Source organism: Leyella stercorea (genome assembly GCF_021531355.1).
In the GTDB taxonomy this organism is placed as follows: Bacteria; Bacteroidota; Bacteroidia; order Bacteroidales; family Bacteroidaceae; genus Prevotella.
On the sequence record NZ_JADYTS010000044.1, the window covers coordinates 12650 to 27186 of the forward strand.

General features: G+C 51.8%; 10 protein-coding genes. 7 read left to right on the top strand and 3 right to left on the bottom strand.

Features of this window, described 5'->3' with window-relative positions:
* The first annotated feature begins 9 nt into the window (after positions 1-9).
* The 3 genes from I6E38_RS10025 to I6E38_RS10035 all read left to right on the top strand — a co-directional run bounded on the left by I6E38_RS10025 (position 10) and on the right by I6E38_RS10035 (position 6457).
* Positions 10-3825 (top strand): DUF4922 domain-containing protein, encoded by a 3816-nt coding sequence (locus tag I6E38_RS10025; protein WP_235393861.1) that lies wholly within the window; start codon positions 10-12, stop codon positions 3823-3825.
* Between the two features lie 2 nt (positions 3826-3827).
* Complete coding sequence (locus I6E38_RS10030; RefSeq protein WP_235393862.1) at positions 3828-5102, top strand: MFS transporter; 1275 nt, start codon at positions 3828-3830, stop codon at positions 5100-5102.
* A gap of 68 nt (positions 5103-5170) precedes the next feature.
* Complete coding sequence (locus I6E38_RS10035) at positions 5171-6457, top strand: MFS transporter (RefSeq protein ID WP_235393863.1); 1287 nt, start codon at positions 5171-5173, stop codon at positions 6455-6457.
* 89 nt (positions 6458-6546) lie between these two features.
* Here the strand turns inward: I6E38_RS10035 and I6E38_RS10040 are convergent, their stop codons facing one another.
* From I6E38_RS10040 to I6E38_RS10050, 3 genes are read right to left on the bottom strand one after another with little or no spacing between them, the layout of a single operon-like run.
* Positions 6547-7422 (bottom strand): carbon-nitrogen hydrolase, encoded by an 876-nt coding sequence (locus I6E38_RS10040; protein ID WP_235393864.1) that lies wholly within the window; start codon positions 7420-7422, stop codon positions 6547-6549.
* A gap of 42 nt (positions 7423-7464) precedes the next feature.
* Entirely contained in the window at positions 7465-8262 is a 798-nt protein-coding gene (locus tag I6E38_RS10045; protein ID WP_235393865.1) for a TrmH family RNA methyltransferase, read from the bottom strand.
* Positions 8263-8279: 17 nt separating this feature from the next.
* Positions 8280-9341 (bottom strand): agmatine deiminase family protein, encoded by a 1062-nt coding sequence (locus I6E38_RS10050; protein WP_235393866.1) that lies wholly within the window; start codon positions 9339-9341, stop codon positions 8280-8282.
* A 118-nt stretch (positions 9342-9459) separates the two neighbouring features.
* Here I6E38_RS10050 and I6E38_RS10055 point away from each other — a divergent pair, with 118 nt between their 5' ends.
* Genes I6E38_RS10055 through I6E38_RS10070 form a run of 4 tightly spaced genes read left to right on the top strand, consistent with a single transcriptional unit; the run spans position 9460 to position 14446 of the window.
* Positions 9460-10236, top strand: coding sequence for a dihydroorotate dehydrogenase electron transfer subunit (locus I6E38_RS10055; RefSeq protein WP_235393867.1), 777 nt, complete (start codon positions 9460-9462; stop codon positions 10234-10236).
* Positions 10224-11135: a dihydroorotate dehydrogenase gene (locus I6E38_RS10060; RefSeq protein ID WP_235393868.1), complete on the top strand. Its 912-nt coding sequence runs from the start codon at positions 10224-10226 to the stop codon at positions 11133-11135. Before I6E38_RS10055 ends, I6E38_RS10060 begins: the two co-directional genes overlap by 13 nt.
* Positions 11136-11176: 41 nt before the next feature.
* Positions 11177-11569 carry an L-rhamnose mutarotase gene (locus I6E38_RS10065; protein ID WP_235393869.1) on the top strand — a complete coding sequence of 131 codons (393 nt, stop codon included), beginning with the start codon at positions 11177-11179 and terminating at the stop codon, positions 11567-11569.
* A 33-nt stretch (positions 11570-11602) separates the two neighbouring features.
* Positions 11603-14446 carry a bifunctional fucokinase/fucose-1-phosphate guanylyltransferase gene (locus I6E38_RS10070; RefSeq protein ID WP_235393870.1) on the top strand — a complete coding sequence of 948 codons (2844 nt, stop codon included), beginning with the start codon at positions 11603-11605 and terminating at the stop codon, positions 14444-14446.
* Positions 14447-14537: the final 91 nt, after the last annotated feature.

Here is a 14537-nt window from a genome sequence, read left to right on the forward strand (position 1 = left end):
AACTATTTTATGAGAGAGAAAATAGACTGCTTTATGCCTTGCAGCGACATAAACGACTTGGAAGAGTTGCTGCAAACGCTACGACAAAGCAAGACAATACAACATATTAACTTGTTGGTGAACGGCAACTGCCATATAGACCAATATATCGACGGCAACAAATGCATCAACGACATCACCATCATCAATGCCGACAGCCTCACATCCACTCAGACGCTACTCGACATCGAAGCCAATACCGATGCCGAATATATATTGCTGAACCTCAAAGCTACACCCGCAAATCTGGGACAGCACGCCCTTGACCGTATGCTGCGTGTGGCTACCGACAGCGGTGCCGGAATGGTGTACGCCGACAGCTATATACAAAAGGACGGACAGATAGAGAAGCATCCTGCCATCGACTATCAGAAGGGTAGCATACGCGACGACTTCGACTTCGGACAGCTCATACTCATACGCTCGTCGCTTCTGCACGACTATGCCGCCAAACAGCAGAAAGCCGACTATAAGTATGCCGGACTGTACGACCTGCGCCTGTACATCAGTCGCAAGGCAGAGATATTCCACCTCAACGAATATCTTTACACGCAGATTGAAACCGACCTCCGCAAGAGCGGCGAACGACAGTTTGACTATGTCAACCCGCGTAACCGTGAGGTGCAAGTGGAAATGGAGCAGGCTGCCACACGCCACCTTGAGAAGATTGGTGCAACGGTAGACACTTCGCACTACAGAAAACCCGACTTCAGCGAGCAGGACTTCAGCTGTGAGGCTTCGGTTGTCATACCCGTGTACAACCGTGCAAAAACCGTGGCAGACGCCGTAAAATCGGCACTCAGCCAGAAGACAACTTTCAAGTACAACGTAATAGTTGTGGACAACCACTCTACAGACGGCACATTCGAGATACTCAACGACATTGCCAAGGAAGACAAACGACTCATTCATATCGTGCCGACACGCACCGACCTCGGCATTGGCGGATGCTGGAACGTAGCTATCGACGACGAACGATGCGGACGCTTTGCCGTACAGCTTGACAGCGACGACCTGTATTCGTCGCCTCAAACCCTGCAACGCATTGTTGACGAATTCCACCGTCAAGGAGCGGCTATGATTATCGGAAGCTACCGCATGTGCAACTTCCAGCTCGAAACACTGCCTCCAGGACTGATCGACCACAGCGAGTGGACCGACCTTAACGGTCCAAACAACGCATTGCGCATCAACGGACTCGGTGCTCCACGTGCGTTCTTCACTCCTATATTACGCCAAATAAAATTCCCCAATACGAGCTATGGCGAAGATTATGCGCTCGGACTTGCATTTTCACGCAAATACCGCATCGGACGCATCTTCGACGAATTGTATCTGTGCCGCCGCTGGGACGGCAACAGCGATGCTGCACTGAGCATTGAACGACAGAACGCCAACAACCTCTACAAGGACCGTCTGCGTACACTCGAAATCTCAGCCCGCCAGCAGATGTCGGCAGGCAACGCCGATGCCACTACCGACAGTTCGCTGCAACGCTTCTTCAACCGACAGCTTGAAGTGTGGGACGACGTCCGACACCACTTCCACGACCTGCGCAACGTGAAGACACGCGAGCTTACTTGTGGCGAGATTACACTGAAGCTACAATTCAATCCTGCACGTATAGTGTCGACTGGCGCCAACATCGAGAAGAAGGCCATAGCCAAGCGCCCATGTTTCCTGTGCGAGCAGAACCGACCAGCCGAACAGATGCAAAAGCATATTGACAAGAACTTCACCCTGCTTGTCAATCCATTCCCTATAATGCCACAGCACTTCACCATTCCACTGCGTGCCCACCGCCCGCAGAGCATCGGATTGAACTACGGCGAGGTGTATCGACTGCTCGATACCTACCCCACACTGACCGTATTCTATAATGGTCCGAAGTGCGGAGCGTCAGCCCCCGACCACATGCACTTCCAGGCCATCTGCTCGGGTATGCTGCCGTTGCAGAATGACTGGGCACGTCTGAGTCACGACCTCGACATAATCATCAAGAAGGACGACAAGGGCGAACTGGCTGCACTCAAGAACACACCCATACCATTGTTCGTAATACGCTGTGCCGACCGCACCACGGGCGAACAGCTATTCCGCAATCTTTACGCCTCGCTGCCCATGCACGGCGGCGACACAGAGCCGATGATGAACATTCTGGCTTGGCGCGATGGCGACAACTATCTGTCGGTGGTAATCCCGCGCAGCAAGCATCGCCCCGACTGCTACTTCAATAGCGGCAACGCCCAGCGACTCGTCAGCCCTGGAGCCTTGGACATGGCAGGATTTATAGTGACTCCACGCCATGAGGACTTCGAAAACATCACTCCCGACGAGGCCCTCGACATACTTAAGGAATGCGGTATGAAACCGTCAGAATTTGCCGAGACTATCGACAAATTGCGCTCACGCTCTAACGAAGCCTCGCAAGACAGTCATTTTGCCGGCAAGCAACCGTCAGTATCAGTGGGTATCGTGAGCGGTGCCAAGATTTCGTTCTCGCTCAACAAGCCTTATATGGCAAAGGGCAACCTCATTGAGGGCGAACAGACTGTGGAATTCCATGAAGGTGGAATACTGTGGAACGGAATGCAATACCGCGAACTCACATTCCACCCACAGTCGACCGACGCTTCGTTCTCGCTCCACGACGTCACAATAGGTGTCAACTTCCACTGGGAGCGACAGGAAACACAGATATTCCTCGGCACACTGCGACTCGTAGTCGACTCCGACAAGGTGTGTGCCATCAACGAACTGCCTGTAGAGACTTATTTGGAAAGCGTAATATCGAGCGAAATGAGCGCCACATCGAGCATTGAACTGCTCAAGGCTCACGCTGTAATATCACGCAGCTGGCTGCTCGCACAGATTGAACAGCGACGCAAGCAGCAGACAAGTGCCGGACAAAACGGCTTCTTCTCGTTCATACGCAAGGACGACGAACTGATAAAATGGTACGACCGCGAGGACCATACCATATTCGACGTTTGCGCCGACGACCATTGCCAACGCTATCAGGGCATCACAAAGGCTACAAGCCCACAGGTGGCACAGGCCATTCACGCCACACGCGGACAGATACTCCTGAACGACAACGAGATATGCGACGCACGCTTCTCTAAATGCTGCGGTGGTGCTACCGAGGAATTCCAGTACTGCTGGGAGAATATCAAGAAACCTTATCTCGTGGCTGTAAGGGATGTGGCTAAAGTCGAGGGTAAAGAGGATGCCGCTACCAATCTGCCCGACCTCACCATCGAGGCTAATGCCGAACGATGGATACGTACTGCACCCGAATCGTTGTGCAACACCAACGACCGACAGATACTCTCAGAGGTGCTCAACGACTACGACCAGGAGACTACCGACTTCTACCGCTGGCACGTCACATACACGCAGGAGCAACTGCAGAACCTCGTAACCGAGCGACTGAAGATAGAGTTTGGCGACATCGTTGACCTCATACCCGTAGAGCGAGGACGTAGCGGACGCATATGCCGACTGAAAATTGTTGGTACAAAGCAATCGTTCACCATTGGCAAGGAACTAGAGATACGCCGCGCTCTGAGCAATACCCATCTGTACAGCAGCGCCTTCGTTGTTGACAAGGAGGACGTAAAGGACGGAGTGCCGCAAACATTCCGACTGACTGGTGCCGGATGGGGACACGGCGTTGGCCTCTGCCAGATTGGTGCTGCCGTAATGGGCGCCAAGGGATACAACTACGATCAGATTCTGCTGCACTACTATCGTGGTGCGGAGATAAAGAAGATATATAAATAAAGATGAAAAAAACAAGTCCGTGGGCATGGATTCCCACACTATATTTTGCCGAAGGACTGCCCAACGTCGTCGTCACCGCCCTATCTATAGTTATGTACATGCAGATGGGGCTGACCGATGCTGAGGTTGGACTATATACCGGTTGGCTTGCTCTGCCATGGGTGGTAAAGCCATTGTGGAGCCCGTTCATCGATCTTCTGAAGACCAAGCGCTGGTGGGTGCTGACAATGCAGCTGCTCATGGGCAGCGCATTGGCTGGCATAGCCTTCACTCTGCCCACCCCGATGTGGTTTCAAGGCTCTATGTTCTTCCTCTTCGCCATGGCGTTTGCCAGCGCCACCCACGACATATCTGCCGACGGCTTCTATATGATTGAACTCGACGAACACAATCAGGCTAAGTATGTAGGTCTGCGAAACACATTCTACCGTCTCGCCGTGATATTCGTCAATGGAGCACTTGTGTCGCTCGCCGGACTTCTGGAACATTCTTTCCATATGTCAGTAGTCTACACGTGGACGCTCATCTTCTACGGACTGGCAGCTCTTTTTATCGGTATCTGGCTCTACCATTGCCGCATGATGCCGCGCCCCAAGGACGACATCAGTTCGGACAAAGGTGTCGGTGAAGTGGCTGCCGAACTGAAGAGGATGCTCATAACATTCTTCTCGAAATTCGGAGCTAAAGAGACATTCTTCGTTATGCTATTCCTCCTACTCTACCGCTTCCCGGAGGCATTGCTCAACACAATGACCAAGACTTTCCTTATGCGCCCGCCATCAGAGGGCGGACTCGGACTGTCGCCCGAAGAATACGGTCTGGCACAAGGCACTGTGGGACTCATCGGACTATTGCTCGGTGGCATTATAGGTGGTATATTGGTAAGCCGCGACGGCATGAAGAAGTGGCTCTGGCCAATGGTTTGCGCCATTACGCTGCCCGATGTGGTGTACATCTACCTCAGCTATACGCTTGAGTCGAACCTATGGATAGTGTCGTCGTGCCTCTTCGTCGAGCAGTTTGGCTATGGATTGGGATTCACCGTGCTCACGCTATATATGCTATATTACTGCCAGGGCAAGTTCCGCACCTCACATTATTCAATATGTACCGGCATATCCTACCTCGGACTGATGCTTCCCGGCATGGTGTCGGGCTACTTGAAGGACTATGTAGGCTATCAGAAATTCTTCATCATCGTGATGGTATGCTGCCTCATAACATTCATCGTTACAGCATTCCTGAAGATTGACCCGAAGTTTGGAAAGAAGAAATAAAGCCCTACCCACTTACCCCTCCCCGTAGTGAGGGGACTAACATGAAATAAGACAAACATTTTTAATATATGACAGACAACAACTATAACAACCCTCATCCAACGCCAACCAACCGTATGCGCTGGTCGTGGTTTCCGTCGCTGTTTCTCGGCGACGGAATGTTGCTGTCGTTGATTGTCTTGGCACTGGTGGTGTTGCGACGCTTCGGAGTCAACAACGCCCTTACCACCCTCTACATCTCACTGTTGTGTCTGCCATTCCTGCTGCGCCCGCTGTTTGAGATGGTTGTAGCCCACTTCCGTGGCACCATAAAGGTATGGATTCTATCTTCCGAATTCATCTGCACTCTGTCACTATGGGCCATCGCCTTCACCCTCCCCACCAACTATTGGTTGCAGGGATTTCTGTGTTTCATGCCTTTCATCATTGTGTCGGGCATATTCTACAAGATTGCCATACGCCGATTCTATATAAATAGAACCGACGACATTCCACCGTTCCACCGACTCATTGCACGCCTATCGCGCTGCGCCTCATTAATGTTCGGCATCGGTGCAATGACAATGCTTAGCGGCAATATGGAGGTATTGACACGCAACGTGCGCTATTCGTGGAGCGTAATGTTCTATATTATGGCTGGCATCGAATTCTTCCTGTGGCTATGGCACAGCATTTTCCTGCCAGGAGGCAAGAAGCCATATGCCATGCCCAAGGATTTGCTGGGACTGCATCGTGGCGAATTCCTTGTTGTAGTGAGAATGATGACACGCGGACTGCGCAACCATTTCATGCTATTCTCGTTGCTATTCATTCTGCCCGAAGCGTTGGCAGCAGCCATTTCCCCCTTGCTTTACATCGATGCGCCACACAATGGCGGATTAGGACTGTCGCCGCAGGAGTTCGGACTATCGTTTGGCACAATAGGCGTCGTAGCATTGTTTGCAGGCATACATTTAGGCAATAAGGCAATAGCCCGTTGCGGACTGCGCCGTTGCATTCTACCTATGGCATTACTCATGTCGCTACACGGACTGATGATGACATTTATGAGTTTCAACACAGCAGCATCACTCGGAATCATTTGCTTTTCAACATTTATAGGCTACGCCGCTCTCGGAATAGGAATGTCGGCTTATTGGGCTATGATCGACCGCTTTGCCAATGCTGGTAGCGGTACAGAGCTGCGCAATGCAATCGCATTAGGCATAATGTCGCTCATCATAATCATCGCTGTACTGTTATCCGGACTGATGCAAAACGTAATTGGCTATCGTCAGTTCTTCCTGTTGACAACAAGTCTGTATTTTGTACCTATTGTGATTGCAGCAATCAATGTATTCGTGTTTCGTAAATAGCCGAAGTTCAATATAATTCGGATAGGACAACTTTATACATAAAAAAGGACAACTTTGAATCATCCAAAGTTGTCCTTTTTTATGTGCTATTAATCTATAAATCGCTTCACAATATCGCCATATTTGTCGATGCGACGGTCGCGAAGGAACGGCCACCAACGGCGCACATCCTCGCTATGAGCAAGGTCTACGTCAACAATGATACTCTCCTCCTTGTTGGGTGCAGAGCGATAGAGCATTTCGCCCTGCGGACCTACAACCATCGACGAACCCCAGAATTGTATACCCTCAGTCTGTCCGCTCGGGTCTGGCTCGAAGCCTACACGGTTGACCGACACGACGGGCAATCCGTTGGCAACGGCATGTCCACGCTGCACAGTTGTCCAAGCCTCGCGCTGGCGCTGCTGTTCTTCCTCTGTATCATTGGCAGCATAACCTATGGCAGTAGGATAAATCAGGAGTTCGGCACCCTGCAGAGCCATAAGACGTGCAGCTTCGGGATACCACTGGTCCCAGCATACGAGCACGCCAAGCTTGCCCACACTGGTCTGAATAGTATGAAAACCGAGGTCGCCCGGTGTGAAGTAGAACTTCTCGTAGTAAGCAGGATCGTCAGGAATGTGCATCTTGCGATACTTGCCTGCTATCGTTCCGTCGCGCTCTATTACGACAGCGGTGTTGTGATAGAGTCCTGGAGCACGACGCTCGAACAATGATGTCACGATGACAACGTTGCACTCTCTGGCTACAGCGCCAAAGAAATCGGTTGAAGGACCCGGTATCGGCTCAGCCAAATCGAAGTTGTCAACGTCTTCAACTTGACAGAAATACAACGAATTGTGCAATTCCTGCAGTACTACGAGTTCAGCTCCGCGTTCTGCCAAGTCTCTTATGCCATCGGCAATACGCAGAATGTTTGATTTTATATCAGCAGTGTTGTGCAGCTGAAGATATCCTACTTTCATAAACGTTTATTTATTAATTACTAATTATCAATTATAATATGGTCAAGCCAGTTGCCAGAATGCAACGGCAGCAGCTGTTGCTACATTGAGCGAGTCAACTCCATGCGACATTGGTATGCGCACTACGTAGTCTGCTTCGTCGATAGTCGACTGTGGGAGTCCGTCGCCCTCGTTGCCCATTACAATTGCCAGCCGTGGCTCAGCCATAAGTTGCGGATTGTCGATAGATACTGAACGGTCGGTCAGAGCCATGGCTGCCGTGCGCAATCCTGACTTGCTCAAATCGCTGAGCGGACAGTCCATCCACGTCCATGGAATAGCAAACACCGAGCCCATTGACACTCTAACGGCGCGACGGTTTAGGGGGTCGCACGACGTACGGGTAAGCAAGGCGGCATCAATGCCCAATGCAGCAGCCGAACGGAATATCGAACCTACATTAACGGCATCTACCACCCCATCTATCACAACCACACGTCTGGCTCCTCGGCACACCTCCTCCACACTCTTGAAGTCGGGGCGGTGCATTGCGCACAATACGCCGCGCGTCAGCACGTAGCCCGTGAGCGAGGCAAGCAGTTGTCGGTCGCCAGTATAGACTGGCACATCCGAACCGCAACGGCTTATTATTTCAGCCGCATCGCCATCCACATGCTTCCGCTCGCACAGCAAAGCCAAGGGCTTATAGCCGGCATCCAGAGCACGGCTTATCACCTTAGGACTTTCCACGATGAATATGCCGTTGTCGCTCTCGTAGCTGTGGCGCAACTGCTTCTCGGTTAGATTGCCAAACACCTCTACACCGGGATGGCTCAATGACGTTATTTCTATTATTGGCATTGTGTATCAGCTAAACGTTAACGACATTCTGACGGAATCGTGCACTCTACGGGATACTGCATTGTGAGACAATGTATAGAGCCGTGCTGTCGAACGATGGTCTGCGAGTCAATGCCTATGATGTCGTAGCCTGGGAACGCCTCTGCCACAAGCTCAAGAGCACGGGCATCGTTTGCCTCCTGATTGTAAGTAGGAACTATCACAGCACCGTTTATAATCAGGAAGTTAGCGTAAGTGGCAGGCAGTCGGTCATCATCGTCATACAACGCATCGGGCATAGGGAGCTTGAGCAACCGATATGGCTTGCCGTCGGCATCGGTGGCTTGCTGCAGCTGGTTCTCAAGTGCCTTGAGGTCGGCATGCTGCGGGTCGTTCTCGTCATCGCAACCCACATAGAGCAGAGTGTTGTCGGGGCAGATGCGTACGATTGTGTCGATGTGGCCGTCGGTGTCGTCGCCGATGAGTTGTCCGTGGTCGAACCACACTATCTTGCGTGCACACAAACGCTCCTTGAGCACAGCTTCCACCTCTGCCTGCGTCATAGGCTGATTGCGATGAGGAGCCATAAGGCACACGCTCGTAGTGAGCACCGTGCCGCGACCGTCACTCTCTATCGAACCGCCCTCAAGCACAAAGTCGTCATAGTCGACACGTTCGCCGCTGAATACACCCTTATCATATAAGGTACGGTTGATGCGGTTGTCCTTATCGGCAGCAAACTTCTCACCCCATCCGTTGAATCGGAAGTCGAGCAGTCGGCATGGAGACGAAGCATCCGAAGTAGGAACAAGCGTGATGAAGGCATGGTCGCGTGCCCATGTGTCGTTGTTGTCGCACTCGTAGATGCTGACACGCGCCATCTCATCGTCGTTCAGACTCTCGGCAAGCATCTCGCGCACACGCTCCGGATATTTGGCAGCAATGACAAGCGGCTCATAATGTGCCACAGCCTTGGCTATCTGCACAAATGTCTCGGTGATGTCGTCAAGATAATCGCGCCAGTCGGTGTCCTCATGAGGCCACGTCAGTTGCACACACGATTGGGTGTGCCATTCGGCAGGAAGTATATATTTGTTCATAGTGTTTATTGTTTCAAGTACTTTTCGAGTACAAATGTAATACAATTATGTCGAAACTATGCCGTTAATTCTGCAAAAAACACTATTTTTGTACTCCGAAAACAATTAAACTATATAAATGAAAAAATTCATCCTCGACCTTACGGTCAATTCTGTTGAAGCTTTGAGCGACAAGCACGTCCTCATCAAGCTTACCGACGACAAGCCCTTGCCCGAGATGCTTCCGGGACAATTTGTCGAGATACGTATCGACAATTCACCTTCGACATTCCTCCGTCGTCCTATTTCTATCAACAATGTAGATTACGATGCCAACGAACTGTGGCTCCTTGTAGCTGCCGTAGGCGAAGGCACCAAGCGACTCCAGCAGATCAAGAAGGGCGACCGCCTTAATTGTGTACTGCCTCTGGGCAATTCGTTCACCATGCCTACCGATGTTTCGCATAAGGTGCTGCTTGTCGGTGGTGGCGTAGGCGTGGCTCCGCTGCTCTACTTCGGCAAGAAGCTTAAGGCTATGGGCATTGAGCCTACATTCCTTCTCGGTGCCCGTACTGCTAAGGACGTGTTGGAGAAACCGTTGTTTGAGGAGGTGGGCCGTGTGCTCATCACTACCGAAGACGGTTCGGAAGGCGAGAAAGGTTTCGTCACCAACCATTCGGTATTGTCGCAGGAGAACTTCGACTTCATTTCGACATGCGGCCCCAAGCCTATGATGATGGCTGTAGCCAAGTATGCCTACAAGAACAACATCGAGTGTGAAGTTTCGCTCGAAAACAAGATGGCTTGTGGTGTAGGTGCATGTCTGTGCTGTGTTGAGAAGACAGTCGACGGCAACAAGTGTGTATGTAAAGAAGGTCCGGTAATGAATATAAAGAAATTGTCATGGCAGATTTAAGTGTAAAAATAGGCGGTCTGAAACTCAAGAATCCCGTTATGACCGCATCGGGAACATTCGGCTACGGCCTCGAATTCGCCGACTTCGTGCCACTCGACGGCATAGGTGGCATCATCGTTAAGGGCACTACGCTCAATCCGCGCGAGGGCAACGACTATCCGCGTATGGCTGAGACAGCACAGGGTATGCTCAACTGCGTCGGTCTGCAGAACAAGGGTGTCGACTACTTCTGCAAGAACATCTATCCGCAGATAAAGGACATCGACACCAATATGATTGTCAATGTAAGCGGTTCGTCGCCCGACGACTATGCAGAATGTGCCGCCCGCATCGACGCTCTCGACAATATTCCTGCCATCGAGCTCAACATCAGCTGCCCTAACGTAAAGCAGGGCGGTATGGCTTTCGGCGTAACTACAACTGGTGCTGCCAGCGTAGTGCGTGCCGTGCGCCAGCGCTATCACAAACCTATCATCGTGAAGCTCTCGCCCAACGTTACTGACGTTACTGAGATTGCACGTGCCGTAGAAGCTGAGGGTGCCGACAGCGTTTCGCTCATCAATACACTCATGGGTATGGCTATCGACATTGAGCGTCGCCGCCCGTTGCTCAGTATCTCTACTGGCGGACTGAGCGGTCCTGCCGTAAAGCCCGTAGCTCTGCGCATGGTATGGCAGGTGGCTAAGGCTGTGAAGATTCCTGTAGTAGGTCTTGGAGGCATCAGCACCGCTGAGGACGCCATCGAGTTCCTTATGGCAGGCGCTACAGCTATCGAGATCGGTACAGCCAACTTCCTCGACCCTGCAGTTACCATTAAGGTACGCGACGGCATCAACCAGTGGCTCGACAACCACGGATGCTCATCAGTAAGCGAGATTATCGGAGCGCTCAACGACTAAGATTTTCTACTTTAATATTATCAAAACAAAGCTTAATGAATATGGAAAATAACGGATATCCTGCCAAGCACTACGACCAGCCTACAAAGCGGTATGTGCAGACTATGGACCTCAAAAGCGACGACAACGAAATAATCCGTCGTTATCGCGAGGCTCACGACAAGGAACATTTCTGGACCGAGATAGGCCGTGGCATAAAGGCTGTGGGCATTCTCGAAATGGAGGTTTACATTCAGGGCACACGCCTTGTGATGATTGTTGACGCTCCTGCCGACTTCGACTGGGATTCGGCAATGAGCCGACTTGCCACCCTGCCTCGACAGGCTGAATGGGAGGCACATGTGGCTCAGTTCCAGTCGTGCGACGACAATGCCACATCCGACCAGAAATGGCAGATGATGGAGCGTATTTTCCATATCTACGACGAGCAATAACACCTATATTCAAGCACATTTAAGCACACACTCATGAAGAAACTCCTGTCCTTACCCCCTAATCTTGTGGGATGCTTCCACGACATTACCCATCTGCCTGCCGACGAATGGTTCTGCACCAACGACCCTGTAGGCACCAAACTTGGGTCGGGCGGTGGCACAACATGGCTGCTGCGCGCTGCCTACGAGGCAGAGCATGGCAACATGACATTCGACGAGTGGCTTGCCTCAGACAAGCGACTGCTTCTGCACGCCGGCGGACAAAGCCGACGTCTGCCGGCGTATGCTCCTTCAGGCAAGGTACTCACACCGCTGCCTGTGTTCCGTTGGGAGCGTGGACAGAGTTTCGACCAGTCGTTGCTTTCGCTTCAGGTACCGCTCTATAATCGCATAATGAACATGGCGCCACACGGACTAAACACTATGATAGTCAGTGGCGACGTGTTCATACGCACCACTTCACCATTGCCACCCATACCAGAATGGGCTGACATTGTGTGCTACGGACTGTGGCTCGGACCCGAAACCGCCAAGAATCATGGCGTGTTCGTGTCTACACGCGAACAGCCTACACAGCTTAAGTGTATGCTTCAGAAACCGTCGGTTGAGACTTTGGCTTCGCTAACTACCGACCACTTCTATCTTACAGATATCGGTGTATGGATACTCAGCGACCGTGCTGTAAAGGTACTCATGCAGCATTCCACTACCGAAGGTCATATCACCGAAGGTCCTGTCACAGCCTACGACATGTACGGACAGTTTGGTTGCGCTCTCGGCTCCAATCCAACCATTGCCGATGCGGAAGTGGCAGACTTGAAGGTTGCAATTCTGCCTCTCACCGGTGGCGAATTCTACCATTTCGGCACATCGCACGAACTTCTTTCATCGATGCTTGCCATACAGAATCTTGTCAACGACCAGCGTGAGATAATGCACCACGACCGCAAGCCGCATCCTTCCATATTCGTGCAGAATGCCGACATCAAGATACGTTGGACACAATCCAACCGCAACGAATGGATTGAGAATGCATGCATAGGCGAACAATGGACTCTGACACGCGACAATATCGTGACCGGAGTGCCCGACAACGACTGGAACATAACGCTCGCACCTGGCCAATGTGTCGACATCGTACCTATAGGCACCAACCAATGGGCTGTACGTCCATACGGATTCAACGACACTTTCCGCGGACCTCTTGCCGATGTTGAATTCCTTGGCAACAGTTTCGCTTCGTGGGCAGAAGAGCGTGGCATCGACATCTCAACCATTGAAGGCAACCACGACCTTCAGGCAGCCCGCCTCTTCCCCATTGTCGACAACATCAACGATATGGGCATTGTGTTGCGATGGATGCTCTCCGAGCTTAATCTCGATGAGGGCAGACACCTGTGGACTAACGCTCGCCGTATGAGTGCCGACGAAATTAGCAACGAAGCCAATCTGCGCCGTCTCGTAAGTCAGCGCACTCTCTACCGCGCACACAATCTGCCTATGATTGCACGCAACTGGCAACATAGCGTGTTCTATCAGTGCGACCTGCACCACCTTGCCGGCCAATACCGCAACAACAACATTGAGTTGCCTTCACCGCTACCGTCATCGGCACCTTTATTAACAAGAGCATGCGACGCTATGTTCCGTGCAGAAGCAACTGTCAACGAGTCTGCCTCTTACGAAATGCAGGCATTCGGATTGCTGCGCGAAGGTCTTACAGCCGATGCCTTGCGTGTCAGCCAGCGCCCACATATGTCGGTATATGCCGACCAGATTGTATGGGGACGCTCGCCAGTACGCATCGACATAGCAGGCGGATGGACTGACACCCCACCTTATTGTCTTATGGAGGGTGGCAATGTGGTAAACATAGCCATCAACCTTAACGGACAACCACCATTGCAGACTTACGTGAAGCCCTGCCTTGAACCCCACATCGTTCTGCGTAGCATCGACCTTGGAGCATCCGAGACGATTACCACCTACAGCGAGCTTGCTGAATACAACCGCGTGGGTTCGCCGTTCTCTATTCCTAAGGCAGCATTGGCTCTTGCCGGATTTCTTCCGCAGTTCTGCACCGACTCCTACCCTACCCTTGAGAGTCAGCTACGCGCTTTTGGTTGCGGTCTTGAGGTGACATTACTTTCAGCTATTCCTGCCGGTTCGGGATTGGGCACCAGCTCACTCCTTGCATCTACCGTGCTCGGAGCACTCAACGACTTCTGCGGATTGGGTTGGGACAACACCGACATCGGTCATCGCACCCTCGTGCTCGAACAATTGCTAACAACTGGTGGCGGTTGGCAGGATCAGTTTGGCGGTCTGTTGCCTGGCGTAAAACTGCTTCAGACTGACCGTGGCTTTGCGCAGACACCCGAAGTGCGCTATCTGCCCGACACCCTATTCACACAATCCGACTATAAGGCTTGCCACTTGCTCTATTACACAGGCATTACACGCACAGCCAAGACCATCCTTGCCGAGATTGTACGCCGTATGTTCCTCAACGAGCACAACCAACTGGCTATGCTGCGCGACATGAAGCAGCACGCCCTCGATATGTTCGATGCCATACAGCGTATGGACTTCAACCGCATGGGACATCTCGTAGCACGTACATGGCAACAGAACCAACTCCTCGATGCAGGCACCAATCCTCCCGCCGTACAAGCCATAACCAGCCTCATCGACGACCTTTGCCTCGGCTACAAACTGCCAGGTGCCGGTGGTGGCGGCTATCTATACATGATTGCCAAAGACGAGGAGGCTGCAGCACGCATCCGCCGCATCCTCAACGAACATCGCCCCAACGACAAGGCACGCTTCGTAGAAATGAGCCTGTGTCAAAAAGGATTCCAAGTGAGCAGAAGCTAAGAAACAAATCTAAAAAATGAGGGTGTGTCATAATTGACTATGGTCATTTATGGTGCACCCTCCTTTTGTATATCGTTTAGCGAGAGCAAAA